Genomic DNA, 25678 nt, shown 5'->3' on the forward strand with positions numbered 1-25678 from the left:
CCTCCGCTCGCCGTGGTGCTCGGCGGCGGAAGCCTATCAGCGAGCAGGTCAGCCGCGCTCGTTCCGGTGCGCGACGGCTGCGGCCAGGGCCCCGCCGACGGCGCCCAGCGCCAGCGCCGACGGCACCCCGATGCGTGCCGCCCGCCGCGCGGTGCGGAAGTCGCGGATCTCCCAGCCGCGCTTGCGCGCCATCTCCCGCAGCGCGGCGTCGGGGTTGATCGCCACCGCCGTACCCACCAGCGACAACATCGGCACGTCATTGAAGCTGTCGGAGTAAGCCGTGCAGCGGCGCAGGTTCAGGCCCTCGCGGATCGCCAGCGACCGCACCGCGTGGGCCTTGCCCGGTCCATGCAGGATCTCGCCGACCAAGCGGCCGGTGAACACTCCGTCGACCGACTCGGCGACGGTGCCCAGTGCGCCGGTCAGCCCCAGCCGTCGAGCGATGGTCTCGGCAAGCTCGTAAGGCGTCGCGGTGACCAACCACACCTGCTGGCCGGCATCGAGGTGCATCTGGGCCAACTCGCGGGTTCCCGGCCAGATCTTGTCGGCAATGATCTCGTCGTAGATCTCCTCGCCCAGATCCACCAGTTCGGAGACCGGCCGGCCTTCAATGAAGGCCAGTGCCTTGCGCCGACCGGCAGCGACATCGTCGCTGTTCTCCTTGCCGGTGAGCTGAAATTTCGCCTGGGCATAGACGAATCCGAGGACGTCGCCGTAGGTGAAGTAGTTGCGTGCGGCCAGCCCCCGGCCGAAATGCACCATCGACGAGCCGTGGACCAGGGTGTTGTCGACGTCGAAGAACGCGGCGGCGGTCAGGTCGACCGGTGCGGGGTTGTCGGACTCGGTCACATCGATGAGCGCCCGATCCACACTGGGGTCGCTGGTCAGCGCTGTCACGGCGGCTGTCGACTCCTGTTCGGCAGGGTCCGGCGGTGCCATCACCGACTCCTTCCACCGCTCGTCTTGACGGCCGGTGCTGCGGCCGCCATCAACCCTATCCGCCAGTCCCGCCGATCACCCCCAGGTGATCGCGTAGATCACCTTTGAGGTCGAACATCGAATAGTCGCGGAATCGGAATCGCCAGCTGTCGTCGATGCGCTCGAATTCGTCGTGATAGCGGCCGGCGGCGATCACCTGCAGGGCAACGGCGTCGGTCTGCTGGAGCACCGTGTAGTACGAGCGGCAGGTTGCGGTCCCGGCGGCCTCATCGATCTCGAGGATCGGGTTAGTGATCACATGCTTGGTCCGGGGCGTGCCGTCGGCATGGATGGTGACCAGCCCGCGCCACAGCTGCAGAATCCCGGCGCTGTCGAGGATCACGGTGCCCTCGGGGTCGGCCTTGATGCGGGCGTGGGTAAACAGGGCAGCCGCGGCGTCCAAGTCGCCGGCATCCATCAACTCCGCGTAGCGGTACAGCAGGTTCGTGATCGACACCGCGCTTCCGCTGGACATAGCCACAACATAACCACCGTGCGCCACACTGGAGCCATGACCCGCCACCAGGTAGAGCTGCTCACCCGCGAAGGATGCCCAGTCTGCGTCCAGGTGCACACACAGCTGACCCGGCTGGCCGGCGAACTCGGTTTCGACCTGCGAGCCGTCGACGTCGATGCTGCTGCGGCCGCCGGCGACACCGGGCCACGTGCGGAATTCGGCGACCGCCTGCCGGTCGTGCTGCTCGACGGACGGGAACACAGCTACTGGGAGGTCGATGAGCCGCGGCTACGTGCTGATGTGGCCGGCACTTGAGGCGGTCCCAGCTTCGCCTCTCCTGCGTCGAGCCTCGCTGAACCGCCCCGCTGAACGGCGGTCCCAGCTTCGCCTCTCCTGCGTCGAGCCTCGCTGAACCGCCGAATTTGGTGGCCCAGCGACTTAGCCTTTACCGTGGGGTGAAGTTTTTGTTCACAGGTGAGCAAGGAGCGGGCCAGGTGATATTGCCGTGAGCGTCCTGCTCTTCGGGGTTTCGCACCGCAGCGCCCCCGTCTCGGTACTCGAACAGCTCAGCACCGCCGAATCCGATCAGGTCAAGATCGTCGAGCAGGTGCTGCAATCGCCGCTCGTCACCGAGGCCATGATCCTGTCGACCTGCAACCGGGTCGAGGTGTACGCGGTCGTCGAGGCCTTCCACGCCGGATTGTCGGCGATCGGGCAGGTGCTCGCCGAGCGCTCCGGGATGTCCATGGCCGACCTGACCAAGTACGCCTACGTCCGCTACAGCGAGGCCGCCGTCGAGCACCTGTTCTCGGTGGCCAGCGGCCTGGACTCCGCGGTGGTGGGCGAGCAGCAGGTGCTGGGCCAGGTGCGGCGCGCCTACGCCTCCGCCGAAGCCCACAGCAGCGTCGGCCGGGTGTTGCACGAACTGGCGCAGCGGGCCCTGTCGGTGGGCAAGCGGGTGCACTCTGAGACCGGGATCGATGCCGCAGGTGCCTCGGTGGTCTCGGTCGCACTGGGCATCGCCGGCAAACAGTGGGGCTCGACGTCTGGCGACGACGCGCTGCTGGGACGGACCGCCGTGGTGATCGGTGCCGGGTCGATGGGAGCGCTGTCGGCGGCGCATCTGGTGCGCGGCGGCGTCCAACACATCCACGTGGTCAACCGTTCGCTGCCTCGGGCTCAGCGACTGGCCCGCAAGATCCGGGAGAGCGGCGTGAGCGCCGACGCCGTTGCGTTGGAGCGGATGCCCGCGGCCCTGATCGGCGCCGACATCGTGGTGTCCTCCACCGGCGCGGTGAGCCCGGTGGTCTCCCTGGCCGACGTGCACCACGCTCTGGTCGGCGGCAACCGTGACGAGGCGACCCAGCCGCTGGTGATCTGTGACCTCGGCATGCCGCGCGACGTGGATGCCGCGGTCGCCGGGCTGCCCGGGGTGCGCGTCATCGACATGGATCGCATCCAGCGCGAGCCGTCCGCGCAGGTCGCGACGTCGGATACCGAGGCTGCGCGGGCCATCGTGGCTCGTGAGGTGGCCACGTATCTGGCCGGCCAGCGGATGGCCGAGGTCACTCCGACCGTGACCGCGCTGCGCCAGCGTGCCGCAGACGTGGTCACCGCCGAACTGCTGCGGCTGGATCACCGGCTGCCGGACTTGGAGGCCGCGCAGCGCGAGGAGGTGGCACGCACCGTTCGCCGCGTCGTCGACAAGCTGCTGCACGCACCGACCGTGCGGGTCAAGCAGCTGGCCAGCTCGCCCGGCGGCGACAGCTACGCCGAGGCGCTGCGGGAGTTGTTCGAGCTCGACCCGACCGCTGTCGACGCGGTCGCGACGGCCGGTGAACTGCCTGTGGTGCCGGGCGGACTCGATGTCGGCGCCGAAACCGGGTCGGCCGGGTAGACGTTTTGGGTGACGTAATCCGCATCGGTACTCGGGGTAGCTTGTTGGCTACCACCCAGGCCGGCACCGTTCGTGATGCCCTGATAGCCGCGGGGCACCCCGCCGAGTTGGTCATCATCAGCACCCAGGGAGACCGGACGTCGGGACCCATCGTCGACATCGGGGTGGGTGTGTTCACCGCGGAGCTCCGGGAGGCGATCCTGGATGGCCGAGTCGACGCCGCCGTGCACTCGCACAAGGACCTGCCGACCGCGTCCGACCCCCGCTTCCTGATCGCCGCCGTCCCGCCTCGTGAGGACGCGCGGGACGCACTGGTGGCGCGGGATGGACTGGTGCTGGGGGAGTTGCCAGCGGGTGCCGTGGTGGGCACCTCGTCGCCCCGGCGGGCCGCACAGCTTAGAGCACTGGGTCTCGGTTTGGAAATTCGCCCCCTACGAGGCAACCTAGATAGCAGGTTGAACAGGGTAAGCAGCGGCGAACTTGACGCCATCGTGGTAGCCCGGGCGGGCCTGGCCCGGTTGGGACGCCTCGATGCGGTCACCGAGACGTTGGAACCGGTACAGATGTTGCCGGCTCCGGCTCAAGGGGCGCTGGCGGTGGAATGTCGCGCCGGCGATACCGCACTGGCGGCGCTGCTGGCGGAGTTGGATGACACCGACACCCGCCTGGCGGTCACCGCCGAGCGGACCCTGCTCGCCGAACTGGAGGCGGGTTGTTCCGCACCGGTGGGCGCGATCGCCGAAGTGGTCGAGTCCATCGATGAGGACGGCCGGATCTTCGACGAGCTGTCGCTGCGCGGTTGCGTGGCGGCGCTGGACGGATCCGACGTGATTCGCGCGTCCGGCATCGGCAGTCCGGACCGGGCCCGGGAACTGGGTGTCTCGGTCGCGGCGGAACTGTTCGAGTTGGGTGCACGCGAACTCATGTCGGCGGCACGGTGAAACGGTGCGTGGGGAAGTGACTGGGAGTAACGAATGGCTCGCCAAGTGAGCGTGCGAGGGCAGAAGCCCAAGCCGGGGCGCATTGTGTTCGTCGGCTCGGGGCCTGGTGACCCGGGTCTGCTGACGACGCGGGCGCGGACGGCGCTGGCCAATGCCGCGCTGGTGTTCGTCGACCCCGACGTGCCCGAGGCAGTGCTGGCGCTGGTCGGTGTGGACCTGCCTCCGATCGTGGGGCCGGTGCCCCCGTCTCCCAAGGCGGACAAATCCGACAACGACGCGGCCGACGGCACCGACGCCGACGACGATGCGGCCGGTGCTGCTCCCACCACGGTTCCTGGTGGACCCGACATCCGCCCGGCACTGGGCGAGCCCGCCGAGGTGGCCAAGATTCTGGCGGCCGAGGCCCGCTCGGGCGCTGACGTGGTGCGTCTGGTGGCCGGTGACCCGCTGTCGATCGATGCGGTCATCACCGAGGTGAACGCGGTAGCGCGCACCAGTATCGCCTTCGAGATCGTTCCGGGATTGCCCGCCACCAGCGCGGTGCCCACCTACGCCGGGCTGCCGCTCGGGTCGTCGCACACCGTCGCCGATGTTCGCGACCCGCAGGTGGACTGGGGCGCGCTGGCCGCGGCCCCGGGCCCGCTGATCTTGCAGGCCACCACCTCGCACCTGCCGGAGGCGGCCCGCACGTTGATCGAGTACGGCCTGTCGGACAACACGCCGTGTGTGGTCACCACGTCGGGCACCACCTGTGCCCAGCGGTCGATCGAGTCCAGCCTCGGCGGTCTGACCGACGCTGCGGCGCTGGCCGGTATCGACCCGGTGATCCTGCCCAACGGCCAAGAGACGTCGGCCGGCCCGCTCGTGGTGACCATCGGCAAGACGGTGACCAGCCGCGCCAAGCTGAACTGGTGGGAGAGCCGCGCCTTGTACGGCTGGACGGTTCTGGTGCCGCGTACCAAAGACCAGGCCGGTGAGATGAGCGACCGATTGGTCGGGCACGGCGCCTCACCGATCGAGGTTCCGACCATCGCGGTGGAGCCGCCTCGCAGCCCCGCCCAGATGGAAAGGGCCGTCAAGGGTTTGGTGGACGGCCGCTACCAGTGGGTGGTGTTCACCTCGACCAACGCGGTGCGCGCGGTGTGGGAGAAGTTCGCCGAATTCGGTCTGGACGCTCGCGCGTTCTCCGGTGTGAAGATCGCGTGCGTGGGCGAGGCCACCGCGGAGCGGGTCCGGGCGTTCGGGATCAGCCCCGAGCTGGTGCCGTCCGGTGAGCAGTCCTCGCTGGGCCTGCTCGACGAATTCCCGCCCTATGACGACGTTTTCGACCCGGTGAACCGGGTGCTGCTGCCGCGTGCGGACATCGCCACCGAGACCCTGGCCGAAGGCCTGCGGGAGCGGGGCTGGGAGATCGAAGACGTAACCGCCTACCGCACCGTGCGGGCCGCTCCGCCGCCCGCCAACATTCGCGAGATGATCAAGACCGGCGGCTTCGACGCGGTCTGCTTCACCTCCAGCTCCACGGTCCGCAACCTGGTCGGTATCGCCGGCAAGCCGCACGCCCGCACCCTGGTTGCCTGCATCGGACCCAAGACCGCTGAGACGGCGGCGGAATTCGGGCTGCGGGTGGACGTGCAGCCGGAGACCGCGGCAGTGGGTCCCCTGGTGGATGCGCTGGCCGAGCACGCGGCACGACTGCGAGCCGAGGGTGCGCTGCCACCACCGCGTAAGAAGAGCCGCAGGCGCTAACGGTGACGGGGAGCGCGGTGGCCCGATGACTGCATTTCCTCGGCAGCGTCCGCGCCGGCTGCGCTCCACTCCGGCACTGCGCCGCCTGGTGGCTCAAACATCTCTGGAGCCAAGACATCTGGTGCTGCCGATGTTCGTCGCCGACGGCATCGACGAGCCGCGGCCCATCGCTTCCATGCCAGGCGTGTACCAGCACACCCGTGACTCGCTGCGCGCCGCGGCAGCCCAAGCGGTGTCGGCGGGTGTGGGCGGCCTGATGCTGTTCGGTGTTCCGGCCCAGGCAGACAAGGACAGCACCGGATCGGTCGGCGCGGATCCCGACGGGGTGCTCAACGTCGCGCTGCGCGATCTGTCCGCCGACCTCGGCGATGCCACGGTGTTGATGGCCGACACCTGTCTGGACGAGTTCACCGATCACGGACATTGCGGGGTGCTCGACGATAGGGGCCGGGTGGACAACGACGCCACGCTGAGCTGCTATGTCGAACTGGCTTTGGCCCAAGCGGATTCGGGCGCTCACGTGGTGAGCCCAAGCGGGATGATGGACGGCCAGGTGGCCGCCATCCGGGACGGACTGGATGCCGCCGGGCACAGCGATGTGGTGATTCTGGCCTACGCCGCCAAGTTCGCGTCGGCGTTCTACGGTCCGTTCCGCGACGCGGTGGCCTCCACCTTGAGCGGCGATCGCCGCACGTACCAACAGGATCCCGGCAATGCCCGCGAGGCGCTGCACGAGGTCGAGCTCGACCTCGCCGAAGGTGCCGACATTGTGATGGTCAAACCCGCCATGGGTTACCTCGACGTGATCGCGGCGACGGCCGCGGTGTCCTCGGTTCCGGTGGCCGCCTACCAGGTCTCCGGCGAGTACGCGATGATCGCGGCGGCCGCGGCCAACGGCTGGATCGATGCGCGGGCCGCGGCGCTGGAGTCGCTGGTCGGTATCCGGCGGGCCGGCGCGGACATCGTGCTGAGTTATTGGGCGGCCGAAGCGGCCGACTGGCTGGCGTGAGCGTTCCACTCGAGCCGCCGGGATCCCCGGCGGAGCCCCTGCCAGGGCGTCCGGTCGATGTCGAGACGGGGTTCTGGCTGTGGCTGGTGGCGTTGCCGTTGATGATGTGCGGCTACGTGGTGAGTCTGCTCAGCGCCCCGGAGCTCCCTTCGACCATGGTCACCTACGCGGTGGTCGGCCTGATCGCGGTGGTGCTCGGCGTACTGGTGGCGACCTTTCTGATGTTGATGCGCTCGGGGTACCGCTGGGCGCGCACGCTGTTGACCGGTGGCGGGATCGCCTCGATCGTGTACACGGTCAGCGGGTTGTCCGCCGCTGATCCGCGGCCCGCGGTGGCCGTGGTCACGGCGGTCACCGGCATTGTCGGATCGGTGCTGATCGCCGCGGGGACCTTTCTGCTGCACCGCTCCGAGGCCCAGGCCTACTTCACCCGGTAGCTGTGGCTACGAACCGCCGCCCGCGGGGGTCACGGTGACGCTGACATTGCCGGGGCCGTCCGAGGCGATGATCAGGATCGGGTCTCCCGGCGCGGACACGATGTGCCCGCCGGTGACACTCACCTGGTAGCCGTCCGGGTATTGGATGGGCGGTACCGAGATGTGGGTCTGGCTGCCGGCCGCGAAGTGGCCGGAGCCGTTGGCCATTTCGGTGGAGTAGCTGAGCTGGTAGGTGCCGGCGGCGAACGACCAGGAGGTGGGGGTGCCGGCGACGGCCTGCGCGTAGGGGGCCGAGGAGACCTCCAACCTGGACCAGTCGACATTGTCGCCAACGGGTGGCTTGCTCGGGTCGAAGACCAGCGCATTGCCCGGCGCGGTGCCGGTGATAGCGGGAACGCCGTTGTAGGCCCATTGCGACCAGCCCCACATGCGCTGGTCCGAGGCGTTCATCACCTGGGTGATCTCGGCTGCGCCGTTGGCGGAGCCGAATTCCGAGATCAGACCCGGGACGCCGTACTTGCTGGTGTACGCCTCGCCGTTGCTGGCAACGAGTTCGATGTAGTCCGGGCACCACGGCATGAAGATGGAGCCGAAGACGTTCAACATGCAGTAGTCGTGGAAGGCGAAGACACCGTGCGGGTCGTCGACCTCACCGAGCTGCGTCGGCAGCGACTGGTTGAACAGGGCGCTCGGCTCGTAGATCAGCGGAGTGGTGGGGTCAACGGAGCGGATCGCTGCGCTCACCTGGTTGTAGAACGGGGTCAGCTGTTGAGCCTCATAGTAGGAGTTGCCGAATATCGTTGACAGCCAAGAGGAACCCGCCCACGGTTCGTTGATGATCTCGTAGCCGGCGATGTTGGGGTCGTCCTTGAAATAGTCCGCGACGGCCTGCGTCATGCGCGCGTAGTGGTTCAACAGGCCCACGCCGTCGGGACCGTTGGCGTTGGACCAGAACATGTCCCAAGCGTGGTTCTGGGCGGGATTCAGCGGGTAGTTGAGTCCGAAGCCGAAGTCGGGATTGGGCAGTCCGCCGGTCTGGGTGGCCCACTCCGGTGCGCCTTCGCCGCCGAAGACCGGGCTGTAGTCGTCCTGGTGGAAGTCGATGATGCTGACGATGCCGTACCTGGCCAGGATCTGGACGGTCTGGTCGATCGAGGCCAGATAGTTGTAGTCGATGACGCCGGGCTGCGGCTCCACGCCCGCCCAGATGACTCCCAGGCGTACGGAGTTGAAGCCGTTGGCGGCCAGGAACGCCGCGTCGTCCTCGTCGAATCCGCCTGCCGACGGCTCATACGGCGAAATCTTGTAGACCTCGTTGAACCCATGCATGACCAGCACCCGGCCATCGGCATCGGTGATCCAGGTGCCCGCGGTGCTGATCCCCGCGACGGCTGCCGGTGCGCCGTCAAGAACGCCGAACTGGCCGTGGTCGCCATGGGCGCCGAGCAGTAGGCCGGCGTTTCCGCCCGCGCCGCCGAGAGCGGGGAGGTCACCGAAGCCGGTGTAGGTGCCGTCGCCGGCGTTGCCGCCGAGTCCGCCGATGCCCATCAGCCAGCCGCCGTTGCCACCGTCACCACCGTTGCCGCCCAGACCGCCGTCCGCGCCGTCGCCGCCGTCACCACCGTTGCCGAACAGTCCGGCGTTGCCTCCGGCTCCGCCCATGCCGCCGGGCTCGGTGTTGTTCCAGCCGTTGCCTCCGTCGCCGAACAGCCAGCCGCCGTCGCCGCCGGCGGCGTTCTCGGCGGTGCCATCGGCGCCGTCGCCGATCAGGGGGCGGCCGGTGAGGAGCTGGGAGGGACCGTTGATCAGGTCGGTGAGTGCCCGGCCGATGTCGCTGTTGATCCCGTCTTCGAGGACATCGTGGATCGGGGTGTAGACGTACTGCAGCAGCCAGGTGTTCGGGTCGAGCGCGGCACCGGCCAGGGCGGCGCCGCTCCATTCGGCCAGCGCGCTGTCCCAGTGGGAGGGCGCCAGGAAGGTGTCCCACGCGGTGGGTGACAACACCGCATTCCAGTCGAGCCCGCCGGTCGTGGCGTCCAGGAAAGGCGCCATGACCGCCTCGAGCGCGTCATCGAAGTCGGCCTGCGCTGCCGGGACCGTGGCCAGCGGCGCCAGCCCGAATGTCAGAAACGCGCCGGTGGCCGCGGCAACACCGCCGGCCCAGGTGCGTAGGTGGCGATCTGTGGGGGAGCCGTGGCGGCGCATCATCGGGTGCTCATCTCCAAGGTTATGGCGAACCTGTGTAGAACATATACGCAGACGGAATATATCCCCAGGTGCGGGCGCGCAACCTAAGAAAGACCAAAACTGTGTGGTCGATACTGCCGGGCGCTCGAGCCCGTGCGGCCGGGTTAGGCTGACTCGACATGACTGAGCCTCACGCGCCACCTGCACCGCTGTTCCTGGAGCGCGGCGCCAGTTGGTATTGGGTGTTGTTCGGCCCGATCTCGGCGGGGCTCCTGCTGTTCATCCAGAACTCCAGCGGGTTCGGATTCCAGCCCCTGGTTCCCGCGGTGTTGCTGGTGCTGGTCTCGTTGATGCTGGCCATTCAGGTGAAGGCCGCGCGCATCCATACCTCCGTTGAGCTCTCGTCCGAGACGCTGCGGCAGGGCACCGAGATCATCCGGGTCGCCGACATTCTGGCGATCTACCCCGAGGCGGAGCGACCCACCGGCTGGGGTAAGCAGCAGCTGCAGAAGTGGCAGGAATCCCGAGCGCTGGGTGAGCTGAGCGGCGTGCCCCGACGCCGGGTGGGTATCGGGCTGCGGCTGTCCGGGCGACGCACGGTGCAGGCATGGGCTCGCGACCACCGCAGGCTGCGTGCCGCACTGCGCGAGCTGATCCCCGAGACGGTCTCGCCGGGCGGGCCGGCCGAGACCGACGTCGACGACGGGTCGTCCTGGTGAGGACCGCGGCGATCGTCCGGGCTCTCGTTGAGCTGACTGCAGCCGTCGCGGCAGCGGTGGGCTGCGCGATCAGCTGGTCGCAGGTGCGTTATCTGGTCCTTGTCGCACCGGTGACCGCCGGCGAACCGGCCACCACCTCGGTGAGCTACCACCCGCAGGTGCTGCTGCTGGCGGGGGTGTTGGCGACGGCAGCGGGGGTGCTGGCCGTGGTGGGCGGTGCGCGGCTGCGCCGGGCCGTCCGCGCCACGGAGAAGAAATACCCCACGGGGGTATCATCGTCCAGGTGACCACCACCGATCTCGACCTGCGGGGAATGACGTGCGCGTCGTGCGCGGCGCGCGTGGAGCGCGGCTTGAACGCCCTCGACGGAGTCAGCGCGACGGTGAATTTCGCCATCGAGCGGGCCCATGTCGAGCACGAGGCCCACGTTTCGGCCCAAGACCTGGTGCGCGCGGTGGAAACCGCTGGTTATCGGGCCGCCGTGGTTGGCGAGGCTCACGACCACTCTGCCGAACACGCCGATGTTTCGGCCGGCCAGTTGCGAACCCGGTTGCTCGGGTCGGCCGTGCTGGCCGTTCCCGTGGTGGCGCTGTCGATGGTGATGCCCTGGCAATTCAGCGGCTGGCAATGGCTGGTGTTCGCGCTGACCACACCGATCGTGGCGTGGGGCGGTTATCCGTTCCACCGAGCTGCGCTGCGCACTGCCGTCCACCGGTCCGCGACCATGGACACCCTGGTCTCCCTCGGCACCTGGGCGGCCTACCTGTGGTCGGTGGCCGCGGTCCTCACCGGTGCGGGGCACCTGTATTTCGAGGTGGCCGCCGTGGTCACGGTGTTCCTGCTCGCCGGGCGTTACGCCGAATCGCACGCCAAGCGCTCGGCCGGTGCGGCGCTGCGGGAGCTGCTCGAACTCGGCGCCAAAGACGCCACCGTGCTGCGCGGCGATGATGACGAGCCGACCGAGGTCCGGATACCCATCGCCGAGCTTCGGGTCGGTGACGTGATCGTGGTGCGGCCGGGCGAGCGGGTCGCCACCGACGGCGTCGTCATCGACGGCGCCACCGCCCTGGACACCTCGGCCATGACGGGCGAATCGCTGCCGGTGGATGTCGCCGACGGTGATCCGGTTCTGGGCGGCTCGCTCAACACCACCGGCCTGGTGCGGATCCGGGCCACCAAGGTGGGCGCGGACACCCAGCTGGCGCGAATGGCCAAACTGGTCACCGACGCCCAGGTGGGTAAGGCGTCGATCCAGCGACTGGCCGACCGGGTGTCGGCGGTGTTCGTGCCCGCGGTACTGGTGATTGCCGCACTCACCCTCGCCGGTTGGCTGCTGGCGGGCCAGTCGGCCGCGGCGGCGTTCACCGCGGCCGTGGCCGTGCTGATCATCGCCTGCCCCTGCGCGCTGGGGCTGGCCACACCGACCGCGATCCTGGTCGGCACCGGCCGCGGCGCACAGCTGGGCATCCTGATCAAGAACCCGCAGGTGCTTGAGGGCGTGCGCGGCATCGACACCGTCGTGCTGGACAAGACCGGCACCATCACCACCGGCGTGATGGCCGTCGGCGGCCTCACCGTCACGCAGGGCGAGACTGCCGACACGGTGCTGGCGCGCGCCGCCGCCGTCGAAGCGGCGTCGGAGCATCCGATCGCGGCGGCCATCGTCGCCGGGGCCAAAGCCGCCGGCCTGCCGATCGCTCCGGTGCGCGAGTTCTCCAGCCGCCCAGGCCACGGGGTGACCGGACTGGTGGACGGGGTGCGGGTCGAGGTGGCCCGCTCGGCCATCGCCCAGCAGGCCGGGACCGCCGTCGAGGTCTCCTGGGACGGCCGGCCCCGCGGGACGATCACCCTGACCGACACCGTGCGGCCCACCAGCGCGGCCGCCGTGGCAGAACTCAAGGCCATGGGTATCACCCCGATGCTGCTCACCGGTGACAGCGCGGCGATTGCGCAAGTGGTGGCCAGCGCGGTCGGGATCGACCCTGATCACGTGATCGCCGATGTGTTGCCCTCGGACAAGGCCGATGCCGTCACGGCCCTGCAGGCACAGGGGCGACGGGTGGCCATGGTCGGCGACGGCGTCAATGACTCGGCCGCCCTGGCCACCGCCGACATCGGTATGGCCATGGGGACCGGTACCGACGCCGCCATCGAGGCCGGCGACGTGACGCTGGTGCGGGGCGATCTTTCCACGGTTCCGACCGCGCTGCGGTTGTCCGCGCGTACGCTGCGGATCATCCGGCAGAACCTCATCTGGGCGTTCGGCTACAACGTCGCGGCGATCCCGCTCGCGGCGGCCGGGCTGCTCAACCCGATGATCGCGGGCGCGGCGATGGCCGCCTCCTCGGTTCTGGTGGTGACGAACAGCCTGCGGCTGCGGGCGTTCCGGTAGTCCTGAGGAGGGCCCAGATGAGAATCGCATTGTCCGCTTCGGTCGCCGCGTGTGCGCTGGCGTTCGCCGTGCCGGCCACCGCAGACCCCGCCGATCCCGACCCGTTCAACCCGGCCGATTGCCTGGCGAATGCCAATGCGGTCTGCAATGTCGGACCCTACGGCCCGGACAGCCTGACCAACCCGGCCAACATCAACAGCCCGCTCAATCCGGCCAATCCGGAGAACCCGGCCAATCCGATGAATCCGGCCAACCCGGGCAGCCCGATGAACCCCATGAATCAGGCTTAGTCGTCGCCTGAGCCCGTCGGCATCACGAATCCAGCCAGGCCAACTGCGCCGGCAGCTGCGCTTGCCAGTAAGACACATCGTGACCGCCGGGAGCGAACCCACCCGCCGGCGGCGGATTCAGTTGCCCGATGAAACTCTTCGTCGCATAGGCGAAGCTGTCCGCGGTCCCGCAGTCGACGCGCAGCGGGAACGGGGCCAGCCGGGGTGCCAGGTTGAACACCGAGTTCGTTCGCCAGTCGTCGATGCTGTCGAATGCACCGGCGGGCGCGCCGAAGTAGGTCATGTAGATCGCCGGGCTGACGGCACAGATTCCTGCGGTGCGTGACGGGCCCAGGCGGGTGCCCAGCTGCAGTGCGCCGTAACCACCCATCGACCAGCCGATGAACCCGACGCGGGTGATGTCGATGCCCTTCTCGGGCAGCATCGGGATCAGCTCATTGAGGACCATCGCACCGGAGTCCTCACCGGTGCTGTGCCGGCGCCAATAAGTGTTCCCGCCGTCCACGGCCACCACCGCGAACGGCGGCCGGCCCGCTGCGGTCAGCTTGGCCAGTTCTTCTTCCACACCCAGATCCATCACCCAGGCCGCGTCGCCGTCCTTGCAGTGCAGGGCGATCACCGGCCGCAGGGGAGCGGTCTGTCCCGGCGGGCGCGCGATGATCCAGTTGGTCTCCACCCCGCCGCGCGCCGCCGAGATGAAGGATCCGGATTCGCGGGTCGGGTAGGTGGCGCCGGTCGCCACGGATGGGCTCGGGCGCCACGCCATCCCCGCCCCGAACATTCCCGCAGCCCCCGCGGCACCGACCCCGAGGCGCAAAGCAGCCCGGCGGGTCATATCAGCCATGTCCAGCATCATCGCGCGCGCACTGCACGCCTTGTCCCGGTGCGCCGCGTTTTTGATCAGGTTGATGCCGGTTCGTTAGGAACGTCGGGAACCGGCGGGCGGCCGAACTGCTGCCGGAAAGCATCCACGGTGTAGCTCACGACGGTGGCTTCGTCCAGGGCGCGGACGGTGGCCGAGCGGGGGATCCGCACCATGGGCCCGAGCCGGCCTGCGTAGTGGTCTGGCCGGCCGATCTTGAGCAATCCATCACCGGCACCCGAGCTATCCGGAGCGATCTCCACCGCACCCTCGGTCACCACGTAGATCAGGTCCTCGACGGTGCCTTGTTCCAGCAGAACCGAGCCGGGACCCAGCCGAACCGGCGCCTGCTGGGGGCGCGCCGGTGCGGTCGTTGGTGAGAGCTCGACGACGATGTCGGCCAGCGGGACGATCCGGGTGTCATGGGTGGCCACCACCACGACGCGGTCCCCGGCGGCCAGTACCCGCAGCAGCTGCACGATCTCGCCCGCCCGGACGTAGTCCAGCTGGGCAGTGGGCTCGTCGGCCAGGATCAAGGGCGGATCCAGGGCCAAGGCACGGGCCACCGCGACGCGCTGCTGCTGGCCGCCGCTGAGCCGACCCGGCCGGTGGTGGGTCCGGTCGGCCAAGCCGACCCGCGCCAGCAGGTCCCGGGCGCGTTCCTGGGCGGACCACTGGGTCCAGCCGGCGGCCCACAGCGGCACCATCACGTTCTCCAACGCGGCCAGGCTGGGCACCAGATTGAACGCCTGGAACACGATTCCGACGGTGCGCCGCCGGTAGGAGGTCAGATCGCGGCGGCCCAGTGCGGTCACCTCGGTGGCGCCGAACTGGATCTGACCGCTGGTGGGGCTCAAAATGCCGCCCAGGCAAGACAACAGGGTGGTTTTGCCGCAGCCGCTGGGCCCGAGCACCACCACCAGCGAGCCGGCCGGCACGTCCAGGCTCAGGCCGTGAATGGGACGGATCGGTTCGCCGCCGCCCGTGCTGTATTCGATGACCAGTTCACGAATCCGCAGGTCTCCCACGAGTCAGGGACCTCCGAACGCGAGCACCGGGTCGACCGACACGGCGTGGCGCAGCCCGGCCAGGCTGGCCAACAGGCCGATTCCCACTGCGGTCAGGACCAGCAGGGCGAACGACGACCCGGTCACCGCCACCAGCATCGGAAACAGCGGCCCGAGCGACACCGCCAGCACCCCGCCGAGCACCGCCGCCGTCACTGCGACCACCACGGCCTGCAGGGCCAGCCCGGTCAGCACCATCGAAGTGGTGACCCCCAACGCCTTGAAGACCGCGAAATCGCGGGTGCGTTCCAGGGCCGAGAGGTAGATCAGTGAACCCACGATCAGCGCGGCGACCGCCCACAGCAGAACCGACATGTACGACAGTGCCATCTGCGCTCCGGCCAACGGCCGAACCATGTCGTCGACGGCGGCGACCCGGTCCACCACGCGGTAGCCCTGGGGCACGTGCGCGGGGACGCCCCGCAGCCCGATCGCGGAGACCACCGGCTGTCCCGAATACATCAGCCGCTGGGCGCCCGCCACGGTCAGAAAGCCATTGGGTTGGCCGGCCAATGTCGTCGATTTGTCCACCAGCCCGACGATCCGCAACTTTGCCGCACCCAGTTCGACCTCGTCGCCGACGGCGCGGTGGAGCGTGGTCGACATCGCGATCTCGTTGGGCTCGGTCGGGGCACGCCCAGCGCTCAGCGGTGGCATTGCGGCCTTGGGCACGCCGTAGATGTTCACGTTCAGCGGCGAGCTGCCATCGTGAACAATGGTGTTGCCGTAGACCACGGGAAGAGCCGCCTGCACTCCGGCGATCCCGGCGATGTCTCCGGCCTCGGCCTGCGGGAACCGCGACGAACCCATGAACGGGCCTACCGCGGCCGTCTGGATCAGGTATCGGTCGATGTGCAGGGAATCGACGACGTGCTCGGCCTCAACCCGAAATCCGTGGGTCAATCCGGCCAGCACCAGGGTCAGGGCGAACACCAGGGCGGTGCCCACGGCGGCGACGATAAACCGGCGCAGTCGCCACTGCAGGTCACGAAACGCGGTGATCAACATCCGCACTCCCGCGATGTTATCGCAGGGCCCAGCTGAGCCGGCGGTCTCGCGATGCGGCGAGGTAGTGCCCCGCAAATCCGGAAACGCCCAGTCGACCGTGGGCTGGTGGACTACAAATACACTCACGCCGCTGTCGTTGAACCTGGTGGTTGTCCGAGGGAGGGGTCGGTGATGAATTACGCTGCGCTGCCCCCGGAGATCAACTCGGTGCGGCTCTATAGCGGACCGGGCTCCGCGCCCCTGCGCGCGGCCGCCGCGGCGTGGGGTGCCCTGTCCGCCGAAATGCATGCTGCGGTCGCCTCCTACGAAGCGGTGGTCGCGGAGTTGACCGCCCAGGCCTGGCTGGGGCCGGCGTCGGAGGCGTTGTCCCGCTCCGCGGCGGGTTACGCGGCCTGGATGACGGTCACCGCGGGGCAGATCGACCAGACCGCCGCGCAGGCGAGCGCTGCCGCGGCGGCGTACGACGTGGCGCATGCTGCGACAGTGCCCCCGTCGGTGGTGGCCGCAAACCGCGCTGCGCTGTTGCTGCTGATCGCCACCAACGTCTTGGGTCTCAATACTCCGGCGATCGCTGCCAACGAGGCCGAATACGGCCAGATGTGGGCTCAAGACGTCGGGGCCATGTACGCCTACGCCGCAGCGTCGGCGGCCGCGATCGGGCTCACACCGTTCCAGCAACCCCCGCAGACCAGCAATCCCGCCGGCCCTGTCGGCCAGGCGGCCGCGGTCGGCAGTGGTGAGGCGACATCGTCGTCGTCCAATGTCCAGTCCCTACTGGGGCAGCTGGCTTCGGGATTGTTCGGGGATCCGAGCACGTTGCTGATGCAGGCGGCGGCCACCGTCCCCGGCGTGGCAGCGGGACCCGAAGACCTGCTCGTCTGGCCCAGCCTGTCGGATCTGCTGGGTGTCAGCGCGGTGTCGGGGGTTAGCCTGATCCTGTCTGCCGGCGCCTGGGCGGCCGGCGATGCCAGCACCCGGGAGATCCTTTCCGAACAGGACCAGTTGGCGCTGGTGGAGTTCGAGATCCTGCGCAACATCGACCTGTTCTCCCCGCTGACCCCCTCGCGGCCGATGGTGCCCGGTTCTGCGGCGCTGTCGGCGGCGATGGGCGAGGCGATCAGCGCCGGGAACCTGTCGGTGCCGATCAACTGGGCGGCCACCGCCCCCGAGATCCGGGGCCTGTCCTACACCAAGCCACTGGTCGGACCGGGTGTTGGCGGTGCCCCGGCGGCTTCGCTCAGTGGCGCCGGCACCGCATTCAGCCAGATGGCCCTGGCGGGTATGGGGGGCAGCGCCCTGGCGGGTTCGGTCAGCCGAGGCCGCGGGGGTGTCGACGCCGAGTCGTCGGCGCGGGTCCAGATGCCGCAGCGCGCGGCGTCCGACCCGGCTGCGCAGACGTCGACCGGTGGCGCCGACGGGGCACCCGGGCCCACCACGATGGGTATCGCCGCGGAGATCCGCGAGTTCGCCGAACTGCGAGACCGTGGACTGATCACCAACGACGAGTACAACGAGCAGAAGATGCGTCTGCTCGGGCAGTAGTGGGGGCTCAGGCGCGGGTGAGCAGCAGGGTGTGCGGCACCCCAACCCTTCCGAGGAGTTGGCGCCAGGGCGCTTTCAGAAGCCGCAGCGCCTCATCGGTGGCCACCACCTGCGGGTTGGTGACGGCGAAGGTCTTACCGCCCACCGTGACCCGCCCACCGTTGGCGGCGTGCAGGTTCTTCACCCAGTCACGGCCGGTGCCATAGGGCAGCAGCACGGCCACGCCGTCGGCGGTGTGGAACATCGAGACCGGGGTGCGATACACCGCGCCGGAGCGGCGGCCGGTGTGTTCGACGATCGACCACATCGGCACCCAGCCGCAGATCGGGCGGAACAGCGGATTGGTGACCACACGGTTGAACCGGGCCCGCCGCTCGGAGAACTGCATCTCTCACCCCTGCCGGGTGAGCAGCACCGCCTGCTCGAACGGCAGCCGCGCAAAGACCCTGCGCGCGCCGGGACGTACATGCTCAGCGGCCTGCGCCTTGCTCACCACTCGTGGCCCGGTGACCCTGAAGGTCTTGCCGTGTCGGCGCATGGTGCCGCCACCGGCGGCGGTGATGTTCTTCAGCCAGTCCCGATCGGGGCCGTACGTGAGCAGGATCGCCACCCCGTCGTCGGTGCCGAACACCGTCAGCGGGGTTCGGTAGGGCTTGCCGGAGCGTCGGCCGACATGCTCGAGGATTCCGAACGTCGGCGCCCAGCCGGCCCACATCCGCTGGATCGGGTTGGTGACGTGCCGGTTGAACCGGGCCAGTCGTTGCGGTAATTGCATGACTGCCATCCAACTCCGGCCGACGAGCCACTTCAACCCTCAACTACACCCGGTAGTCGGACAGCGCCGCGGCGGCTGGGACACTGGTCGTCGTGGGTAATGCGGATCGTGCCACGGCGGCCTCCGAGCGGTTGTTCGCCGAGGCCTGTGCGGTGATTCCCGGCGGCGTCAACTCACCGGTGCGCGCGTTCGCCGCGGTCGGGGGCACACCCCGTTTCATCGCCGAAGCCCAAGGCTGCTGGCTGACTGATGCCGACGGCAATCGCTACGTGGACCTGGTCTGCTCCTGGGGGCCGATGATCCTCGGCCACGCCCATCCCGCGGTGGTCGAGGCGGTTCGAACCGCCGTCGGAACCGGCCTGTCCTTCGGGGCGCCGACCCGGGGTGAGACCGAGCTGGTGACCGAGATCATCGCCCGGGTGCCGGCGGTGGACAAGGTCCGGCTGGTCAACTCCGGTACCGAGGCCACCATGAGTGCGCTGCGGTTGGCCCGCGGTTTCACCGGCCGGGCCAAGGTCATCAAATTCTCCGGCTGCTACCACGGTCATGTCGACGCGCTGCTCGCCGACGCCGGTTCCGGCGTCGCCACCTTGGCGCTGCCGTCATCGCCGGGAGTCACCGGCGCCACTGCCGCTGACACGATCGTGTTGCCCTACAACGACATCGCAGCGGTACGCGGGGCGTTCGCCGAGTTCGGTGACCAGATCGCGGCCGTCATCACCGAGGCCAGCCCCGGCAACATGGGGGTGGTGCCGCCGGCGCCCGGCTTCAACGCCGAGCTGCGGGCCATCACGGCCCAGTACGGTGCGCTGCTGATCATCGACGAGGTGATGACCGGTTTCCGGGTCAGCTCCAGCGGCTGGTACGGGATCGACCCGGTGGATGCGGATCTGTTCACCTTCGGCAAGGTGATCAGCGGCGGGCTTCCCGCCGCGGCATTCGGCGGCCGGGCTGAAGTCATGGACCGGCTGGCGCCGCTGGGGCCGGTCTATCAGGCCGGCACGCTGTCGGGGAACCCGGTGGCCACCGCCGCCGGCCTGGCGACCCTGCGCGCCGCCGACGCGGATGTCTACACCGCGCTCGACAAGAATGCCGACCGTCTGACGGCCATGCTGGCCGAAGCACTGACCTCTGCCGGTGTGCCGCATCAGATTCCGCGGGCCGGAAACATGTTCAGCGTGTTCTTCGCCGACCAGCCCGTCACCGACTTCGCCGCGGCCCGAGCCAGTGAGACCTGGCGGTTCCCGGCGTTCTTCCATGCGCTGCTGGATGCCGGTGTGTACCTGCCGTGCAGTGCCTTTGAGGCCTGGTTTGTCTCGGCCGCCCTCACTGACGAGGCCTTCGAACGGATCGCCAGTGCACTTCCCGCCGCGGCGCGCGCCGCCGCCACCACCGGAGAGCCGAAATCCTGATGGCAGAACAAACTCGCGTCCACCTGATCCGCCACGGCGAAGTCCACAATCCCGACGGCATTCTGTATGGCCGGCTGCCCGGATTCCGGCTCTCGGAAACCGGGCAGGGTCAAGCGATCGCCGCCGCCGAGCTGCTGGCCGGCCGCGACATCGTCGCGGTGATCGCCTCGCCGCTGCAACGTGCCCAGGAGACCGCCACTCCTATCGCCGCCCGGCACGACCTGCCCATCGACACCGACGCTGACCTGATCGAGTCGGCGAACTTCTTTGAGGGAAAACGGGTTTCGCCTGGCGATGGCGCCTGGCGCAACCCACGGTTCTGGTGGCATCTGCGTAACCCGTTCACCCCGTCGTGGGGGGAACCCTATGACCAGATCGCCGCTCGGATGGCCAATTCGGTGAACAGGGCCCGGTCGCGGGCCGCCGGCCACGAGGTGGTGTGCGTCAGCCATCAGCTGCCGGTATGGACTGCGCGCCAGCACCTCACCGGCAACCGGCTCTGGCACGACCCGCGCCGTCGCGAATGCGGCGTGGGCTCGGTCACCACGCTGATCTACGACGGTGATCGCCTCGTCGAAGTCGATTACCAGGTCCCGGCCGGCGGCTGAGGATGCGAGCAGTACTGATCGTCGCGGCGGTGCTGGCCGCCTTGACCTCGGGCTGCTCAGTCGGCGACGACGCCGTCACCCAAGGTGGCACCTTCGAATTCGTCTCGCCCGGCGGCAAAACCGACATCGTCTATGACCCACCCCAAGCCCGCGGCCGGCCCGGCCCGATCTCGGGGCCGGATCTGATGGACCCGTCGCGCACCATCGGCGTCGACGACTTTGCGGGCAAGGTCGTGGTCGTCAATGTCTGGGGGCAGTGGTGCGGGCCCTGCCGCACCGAAATCACGGAACTGCAAAAGGTCTACGACGACACCCGCGCCCAGGGAGTGGCATTTCTGGGTATCGACGTGCGCGACCCCGAGCCGCAAGCTCCCCGCGACTTCATCACCGACCGCAAGATCACCTATCCCTCCATCTACGACCCGGCGATGCGCACCATGATCGCCTTCGGTGGCCGCTATCCGTCGTCGGTGATCCCGGCAACCATGGTGCTCGATCGGCAGCACCGGGTGGCGGCGGTGTTCCTGCGTGAAGTGCTCGCCGAGGATCTGCGGCCGGTGGTCCAGCGGCTGGCCGGCGAGGCGGCGTCGTGAGCGGTCTCACCGCCACTGCCACCTCCGGCCCGCTGCTGCTGGCCGTGGCGGTCTCGGCGCTGGCCGGCCTGGTGTCGTTCGCTTCACCGTGCGTGGTGCCGTTGGTGCCGGGCTACTTGTCGTATCTGGCCGCCGTGGTGGGCGTCGACGAACGGCCCGACCCGCACAGTGGCACCGTCCCGCCCTCGGCGAAGTGGCGTGTCGCCGGATCGGCTGCGCTGTTCGTTGCCGGGTTCACCGCGGTGTTTCTGCTCGGTTCGATTGCGGTGCTGGGCATGACCACCAGCTTGATCACCAATCAGGTGCTGCTGCAACGTATCGGCGGTGCGGTGACCATTGCGATGGGATTGGTGTTCGTCGGATTCGTTCCGGCGCTGCAACGCTCACTGCGTTTCACCCCGCAGCAGCTGTCCACAGTGCTGGGCGCGCCACTGCTGGGTGCGGTCTTCGCGCTGGGCTGGACGCCGTGCCTGGGTCCGACCCTGACCGGGGTGATCGCGGTCGCCTCGACCACCGACGGCGCCGGGGTGGCCCGCGGCGTGGTACTGGTGATCGCCTACTGCTTGGGCCTGGGCATCCCGTTCGTGGCGCTGGCCTTCGGGTCGGCCAGCGCGGTCGCCGGGTTGAGCTGGCTGCGCCGGCACACCCGCGCCATCCAGATTCTCGGTGGGGTACTGCTGATCGCGGTGGGGCTGGCGCTGGTCACCGGCGTGTGGGATCACTTCGTGGCCGCCGTCCGCGACGGCCTGGTCTCCGACGTCAGGCTGCCGATCTGATGGCCTCCACCTCCTCTGTTCTGGCGAAGCTGTCTGCCCGAGTCCGCAACACCTGGCGCGCGCTGACCTCGATGGGCACCGCGCTGGTGCTGCTGGTGCTGCTCGCGCTGGCCGCCATCCCCGGAGCCCTGCTGCCGCAGCGCAGCCTCAACGCCGCCAAGGTGGACGAGTACCTGACGCTGCACCCGGACCTGGGTCCTTGGCTGGACGGTCTGGAGGCCTTCGACGTCTTCTCCAGTTTCTGGTTCACCGCCATCTACGTGCTGCTGTGTGTGTCGTTGATCGGTTGTCTGACCCCGCGGACCTTCGAGCACCTGCGCAATCTGCGGGCCACCCCGGTCGCCGCGCCGCGGAACCTGGCCCGTCTTCCCAAGCACGCCGCGACGGAGCTGCCTGGGGACGCCGAGGCCCTGGGCAGTCAGTTGGCCGAACGGCTGCGCGGCTGGCGCAAGGTCGTCCGCTCCGATCAGGGCACCGTCGAGGTGTCCGCCGAGAAGGGCTACCTCCGCGAATTCGGCAACCTGGTCTTCCATTTCGCGTTGTTGGGACTGCTGGCCTCGGTGGCGATCGGGCGCCTGTTCGGCTACGAGGGCAACGTGATGGTCATCGCCGACGGTGGACCGGGGTTCTGCTCGGCCTCGCCGGCCGCGTTCGACTCCTTCCGTGCCGGCGCCACCGTCGACGGCACCAAACTGCACCCGCTGTGCCTGCGGGTCAACGACTTCACCGCCGATTACCTGCCCACCGGGCTGGCGACCTCCTTCACCGCGCACATCGACTACCAGGCCGGTGAGGATCTGCGCACCGATCAGTGGCGGCCCTACCAGCTGGAGGTCAACCATCCGCTGCGGGTCGGCGGCGTGCGCGCCTACCTGCAGGGCCACGGCTACGCGCCCACCTTCACCGTGATCTTCCCGGACGGTCAGACCCGCACCCAGACCGTGCAGTTCCGGCCGGACAACCCGCTGACGCTGCTGTCGTCGGGTGCGATCCGGTTCGACCCGCCGGCCGGGACCTACCCTGACGCGGCCGAGCGTCGCAAACACCAGATCGGCATTCAGGGCCTGTTCGCCCCGACCGAGCAGCTCGATAACCGGCTGCTGTCGTCGGCCTTCCCCGCGTTGAACGATCCCGCGGTGGCCATCGACGTCTACCGTGGCGACACCGGACTCGACACCGGACGCCCGCAGAGCCTGTTCACCCTGGACTCCCGGCTGATCGACCAGGGTCGGCTGACCAAAGCGGCCCGATCCAACCTCAAGGCCGGCGAAGAGCTCCGGCTCGATGACGGCACCCGGGTGCGCTTCGACGGTGCGGTGCCGTTCGTCAACATCCAGCTGTCCTACGACCCGGCCCAGCTCTGGGTGCTGGGGTTCGCCATGACGATGATGGCCGGTCTGGTGGTGTCGCTGCTGGTGCGCCGCCGCCGGATCTGGATCCGAATCACGCCCCAGCGAGCCGGTACGGTGAGCGTCGAGCTCGGCGGGCTGGCTCGTACCGACAACTCCGGCTGGGGCGACGAGTTCGAGCAACTGTGCACCCGCTTGGTCGGCAAGGAGGTCTAGATGAACACCAGCCACATCGACATCGGCCTGGCGCGTTACTCCGACTGGGCCTTCACCTCGGCGATGGTCGTGCTCGTCATCGCGATGCTGCTGCTGGCCGTCGAACTGGCCTCCAGCCGGGGCCGCGCACCCGCCGACGCCGAACTGGTGACGGCCGGTGCGGTGCGCGCCGACAGCACGACCCCCGGGGTGGTGCTGCCCGCGCCGCGGCGTCCCCTCGGCGAGCGGGTGGGCCGCGCCGGCCTGGCCCTGGTCTACCTGGGTATCGCACTGTTGCTGGCCTGCATCGTGCTCCGCGGCGCGGCCACGCTGCGCCCACCATGGGGCAACATGTACGAGTTCATCAACCTGACCTGCTTTTCCGGGCTGGTGGCTGCCGCCGTGGCCCTGCGCCGTCCCCAGCACCGCAGCCTGTGGGTCTTCGTGTTGCTGCCGGTGCTGATCCTGCTGACCGTCTCCGGGCGTTGGCTCTACGCCACGGCCGCGCCGGTGATGCCCGCCCTGCAGTCCTACTGGCTGCCCATCCACGTCTCGGTGGTCAGCATCGGCTCCGGTGTCTTCTTGGTGGCCGGGGTGGCCAGCATTCTGTTTCTGATCCGCTCGTCGCGCCTCAGCGACCCCGACGCACCCGGGGCGCTGGCCCGCATGGTGCGCCGGCTTCCCGATGCCCAAACCCTGGACCGGATCGCCTACCGGAGCACGATCTTCGCCTTCCCGGTATTCGGTTTCGGGGTGATCTTCGGTGCGATCTGGGCAGAAGGTGCGTGGGGCCGCTACTGGGGCTGGGACCCCAAGGAGACGGTGTCGTTCGTCGCCTGGGTGGTCTACGCCGCCTACCTGCATGCCCGATCGACAGCGGGCTGGCGGGACTACAAGGCGGCCTGGATCAACGTCGTCGGCTTTGCGGCGATGATCTTCAACCTGTTCTTCGTCAACCTGGTGACGGTGGGCCTGCACTCGTATGCCGGAGTCGGCTAATACAGCTGACAGTTTCCTTTATGACTGCTGCGCTACCCTGCGGTTAACGACATCCATTGACGTCCTAACCACTGTGACGGGGGAGATACCAGTGTCCGACCATGCACCCGGTGATGTCACTGCGAGCCACGATGTGACCGACCATCCGACCACTCAGTTCCGGCCGTATCAGCACGTCAACGACGCCTCGGACAAGCCGGCGGACGCGGCGGCCACTGGATCGATCGGCCCGCGGACCGAGGCACCCGAGACCCGTTCGTTCGGAGGATTCCGCACCGAGCGCCGGTTCTCCGACCCGGTCGACCCGTGGCCGCCGGCCCCGGCGGAGACCCCCGCCACGCAACAGTCCTGGACCCCAGGCGCGTCCGCCGGCTGGGTCCCCCAGCCCATGGATAACCCCGCGCCGGTCTATTACGGCGGCAACCCCGGCGGGTCCGGTCAGGGACCGCATCGCCCCGCCGAGCACATCGCACCGTTCTCGGACCTGTCCACCACTTCACTGTTGCGTCAGGTCAAGCCGCCGCCCACCACGGGCTGGCGCCGACTGCTCTATGTGTTGTCCGGCCAGCTGATCAACGTCGGAGAGAGCCCGCGGACCACCCGTTTCAATGACTTGGTGGTGCAGGTGAACCGGCCGCTGCAGGGCTGCCACCGGATCGCGGTGCTGTCCCTCAAGGGGGGTGTCGGCAAGACCACGATCACCGCGACGCTGGGCGCCACGTTCGCCTCCATTCGGGGCGATCGGGTGGTGGCCGTGGATGCCAACCCGGACCGGGGGACGTTGAATCAGAAGGTGCCGATGGAGACGCCGGCCACGGTGCGCCATCTGTTGCGCGACGCGGACGGCATTCAGCGCTACAGCGACGTCCGCAGCTACACCAACCAGGGCCCCAGCAGGTTGGAGGTGCTCGCCTCCGACAGCGACCCGGCGGTCTCCGACGCGTTCAGCGCCGAGGATTACGCCAGCACCCTGCAGGTGCTGGAGCGGTTCTACAGCCTGGTGCTCACCGACTGTGGCACCGGTCTGATGCACTCGGCCATGTCGGCGGTGCTGGCCAAGGCCGACACCATGATCGTGGTCAGTTCCGGCTCGGTAGACGGCGCCCGCAGCGCCTCAGCAACCCTGGACTGGCTCGACGCCCACGGTCACGAAGACCTGGTGCGCAATTCGATCGCGGTGATCAACGCCGTGCGTCCGCGGTCCGGCAAGGTCGATATGCAGAAGGTGGTCGACCACTTCTCCCGGCGCTGCCGCGCGGTGCGCCTGGTGCCGTTTGATCCGCACCTGGAAGAAGGCGCGGAGATCGATCTGTTGCGGCTCAAGCGCGAGACCCGCGAGGCGCTGGTCGAGTTGGCGGCGGTCGTGGCCGAGGCATTCCCGGGCGACGACCGGTTCAACCAGCATTTCGTCTAGATCGGGGTGTGACGCGGCGGCC

The 25678-nt window shown here is 68.9% G+C and carries 26 protein-coding genes; 18 read left to right on the forward strand and 8 right to left on the reverse strand.

Annotated elements, in window-relative coordinates; genetic code table 11:
• Positions 1–48: 48 nt before the first annotated feature.
• Positions 49–939, reverse strand: a complete 891-nt coding sequence (locus BST15_RS02445) for an HAD family hydrolase (RefSeq protein ID WP_083070790.1) — start codon at positions 937–939, stop codon at positions 49–51.
• Between the two features lie 55 nt (positions 940–994).
• Entirely contained in the window at positions 995–1453 is a 459-nt protein-coding gene (locus BST15_RS02450) for a nuclear transport factor 2 family protein (RefSeq protein WP_046188641.1), read from the reverse strand.
• Positions 1454–1489: 36 nt separating this feature from the next.
• On the opposite strand from BST15_RS02450, the gene BST15_RS02455 reads away from it, so the two are divergent.
• From BST15_RS02455 to BST15_RS02480, 6 genes are all read left to right on the forward strand, one after another.
• Entirely contained in the window at positions 1490–1750 is a 261-nt protein-coding gene (locus BST15_RS02455; RefSeq protein ID WP_082103938.1) for a glutaredoxin family protein, read from the forward strand.
• A gap of 190 nt (positions 1751–1940) precedes the next feature.
• Positions 1941–3332: a glutamyl-tRNA reductase gene (locus tag BST15_RS02460; protein ID WP_046188593.1), complete on the forward strand. Its 1392-nt coding sequence runs from the start codon at positions 1941–1943 to the stop codon at positions 3330–3332.
• 5 nt (positions 3333–3337) lie between these two features.
• Positions 3338–4273 (forward strand): hydroxymethylbilane synthase, encoded by a 936-nt coding sequence (gene hemC, locus BST15_RS02465; protein ID WP_046188594.1) that lies wholly within the window; start codon positions 3338–3340, stop codon positions 4271–4273.
• A gap of 33 nt (positions 4274–4306) precedes the next feature.
• On the forward strand, positions 4307–6022 hold the full coding sequence (locus BST15_RS02470; RefSeq protein WP_046188595.1) for a bifunctional uroporphyrinogen-III C-methyltransferase/uroporphyrinogen-III synthase: 1716 nt from the start codon (positions 4307–4309) through the stop codon (positions 6020–6022).
• Between the two features lie 25 nt (positions 6023–6047).
• Entirely contained in the window at positions 6048–7031 is a 984-nt protein-coding gene (hemB, locus tag BST15_RS02475; protein ID WP_046188596.1) for a porphobilinogen synthase, read from the forward strand.
• Positions 7028–7468, forward strand: a complete 441-nt coding sequence (locus tag BST15_RS02480) for a hypothetical protein (protein ID WP_082103937.1) — start codon at positions 7028–7030, stop codon at positions 7466–7468. The genes hemB and BST15_RS02480 overlap by 4 nt, the downstream gene beginning before the upstream one ends.
• Positions 7469–7474: 6 nt before the next feature.
• Here BST15_RS02480 and BST15_RS23000 read toward each other — a convergent pair whose 3' ends face one another.
• Positions 7475–9676 (reverse strand): cellulase family glycosylhydrolase, encoded by a 2202-nt coding sequence (locus BST15_RS23000; RefSeq protein ID WP_264002426.1) that lies wholly within the window; start codon positions 9674–9676, stop codon positions 7475–7477.
• A gap of 158 nt (positions 9677–9834) precedes the next feature.
• Here BST15_RS23000 and BST15_RS02490 point away from each other — a divergent pair, with 158 nt between their 5' ends.
• Genes BST15_RS02490 through BST15_RS02505 form a run of 4 tightly spaced genes read left to right on the forward strand, consistent with a single transcriptional unit; the run spans position 9835 to position 13056 of the window.
• A complete protein-coding gene (locus BST15_RS02490) occupies positions 9835–10374 on the forward strand; it encodes a hypothetical protein (protein ID WP_046188597.1) in 540 nt (179 codons plus the stop codon).
• The gene (locus tag BST15_RS02495; protein WP_370759840.1) at positions 10371–10661 is read left to right on the forward strand and encodes a hypothetical protein; all 291 of its coding nucleotides are present in this window, start codon (positions 10371–10373) and stop codon (positions 10659–10661) included. Before BST15_RS02490 ends, BST15_RS02495 begins: the two co-directional genes overlap by 4 nt.
• Positions 10662–10687: 26 nt before the next feature.
• Positions 10688–12766, forward strand: a complete 2079-nt coding sequence (locus tag BST15_RS02500; RefSeq protein WP_046188645.1) for a heavy metal translocating P-type ATPase — start codon at positions 10688–10690, stop codon at positions 12764–12766.
• A gap of 17 nt (positions 12767–12783) precedes the next feature.
• A complete protein-coding gene (locus tag BST15_RS02505) occupies positions 12784–13056 on the forward strand; it encodes a hypothetical protein (protein WP_046188598.1) in 273 nt (90 codons plus the stop codon).
• 22 nt (positions 13057–13078) lie between these two features.
• On the opposite strand, the gene BST15_RS02510 is transcribed toward BST15_RS02505, so the two are convergent.
• From BST15_RS02510 to BST15_RS02520, 3 genes are read right to left on the reverse strand one after another with little or no spacing between them, the layout of a single operon-like run.
• Entirely contained in the window at positions 13079–13909 is an 831-nt protein-coding gene (locus tag BST15_RS02510) for an alpha/beta hydrolase (RefSeq protein ID WP_046188646.1), read from the reverse strand.
• 47 nt (positions 13910–13956) lie between these two features.
• Entirely contained in the window at positions 13957–14946 is a 990-nt protein-coding gene (locus tag BST15_RS02515; protein ID WP_046188599.1) for an ABC transporter ATP-binding protein, read from the reverse strand.
• Positions 14947–14949: 3 nt separating this feature from the next.
• On the reverse strand, positions 14950–15993 hold the full coding sequence (locus BST15_RS02520) for an ABC transporter permease (protein ID WP_046188647.1): 1044 nt from the start codon (positions 15991–15993) through the stop codon (positions 14950–14952).
• A 171-nt stretch (positions 15994–16164) separates the two neighbouring features.
• Between BST15_RS02520 and BST15_RS02525 the strand changes: the two genes are divergently transcribed.
• Positions 16165–17535, forward strand: a complete 1371-nt coding sequence (locus tag BST15_RS02525; protein WP_046188600.1) for a PPE family protein, SVP subgroup — start codon at positions 16165–16167, stop codon at positions 17533–17535.
• A 7-nt stretch (positions 17536–17542) separates the two neighbouring features.
• Here BST15_RS02525 and BST15_RS02530 read toward each other — a convergent pair whose 3' ends face one another.
• Together BST15_RS02530 and BST15_RS02535 are read right to left on the reverse strand one after the other, a co-directional pair.
• Positions 17543–17923 carry a nitroreductase family deazaflavin-dependent oxidoreductase gene (locus BST15_RS02530; RefSeq protein ID WP_046188601.1) on the reverse strand — a complete coding sequence of 127 codons (381 nt, stop codon included), beginning with the start codon at positions 17921–17923 and terminating at the stop codon, positions 17543–17545.
• Between the two features lie 3 nt (positions 17924–17926).
• Complete coding sequence (locus BST15_RS02535; RefSeq protein WP_046188648.1) at positions 17927–18310, reverse strand: nitroreductase family deazaflavin-dependent oxidoreductase; 384 nt, start codon at positions 18308–18310, stop codon at positions 17927–17929.
• Positions 18311–18402: 92 nt separating this feature from the next.
• Between BST15_RS02535 and hemL the strand changes: the two genes are divergently transcribed.
• The 7 genes from hemL to BST15_RS02570 all read left to right on the forward strand — a co-directional run bounded on the left by hemL (position 18403) and on the right by BST15_RS02570 (position 25656).
• Complete coding sequence (gene hemL / locus BST15_RS02540; protein ID WP_046188602.1) at positions 18403–19722, forward strand: glutamate-1-semialdehyde 2,1-aminomutase; 1320 nt, start codon at positions 18403–18405, stop codon at positions 19720–19722.
• Positions 19722–20330: a histidine phosphatase family protein gene (locus BST15_RS02545; protein WP_046188603.1), complete on the forward strand. Its 609-nt coding sequence runs from the start codon at positions 19722–19724 to the stop codon at positions 20328–20330. Before hemL ends, BST15_RS02545 begins: the two co-directional genes overlap by 1 nt.
• Before the next feature lie 2 nt (positions 20331–20332).
• The gene (locus BST15_RS02550) at positions 20333–20923 is read left to right on the forward strand and encodes a TlpA disulfide reductase family protein (RefSeq protein WP_046188604.1); all 591 of its coding nucleotides are present in this window, start codon (positions 20333–20335) and stop codon (positions 20921–20923) included.
• Positions 20920–21699 carry a cytochrome c biogenesis CcdA family protein gene (locus tag BST15_RS02555; protein ID WP_046188605.1) on the forward strand — a complete coding sequence of 260 codons (780 nt, stop codon included), beginning with the start codon at positions 20920–20922 and terminating at the stop codon, positions 21697–21699. Before BST15_RS02550 ends, BST15_RS02555 begins: the two co-directional genes overlap by 4 nt.
• Complete coding sequence (locus BST15_RS02560) at positions 21699–23264, forward strand: cytochrome c biogenesis protein ResB (protein ID WP_046188606.1); 1566 nt, start codon at positions 21699–21701, stop codon at positions 23262–23264. Before BST15_RS02555 ends, BST15_RS02560 begins: the two co-directional genes overlap by 1 nt.
• Positions 23265–24242: a c-type cytochrome biogenesis protein CcsB gene (gene ccsB, locus BST15_RS02565; protein ID WP_046188607.1), complete on the forward strand. Its 978-nt coding sequence runs from the start codon at positions 23265–23267 to the stop codon at positions 24240–24242. It begins immediately after the preceding gene.
• Between the two features lie 133 nt (positions 24243–24375).
• On the forward strand, positions 24376–25656 hold the full coding sequence (locus tag BST15_RS02570; protein WP_409366538.1) for a MinD/ParA family ATP-binding protein: 1281 nt from the start codon (positions 24376–24378) through the stop codon (positions 25654–25656).
• Positions 25657–25678 lie beyond the last annotated feature (22 nt).

The organism is Mycolicibacter arupensis (assembly GCF_002086515.1).
In the GTDB taxonomy this organism is placed as follows: Bacteria; Actinomycetota; Actinomycetes; order Mycobacteriales; family Mycobacteriaceae; genus Mycobacterium; species Mycobacterium arupense.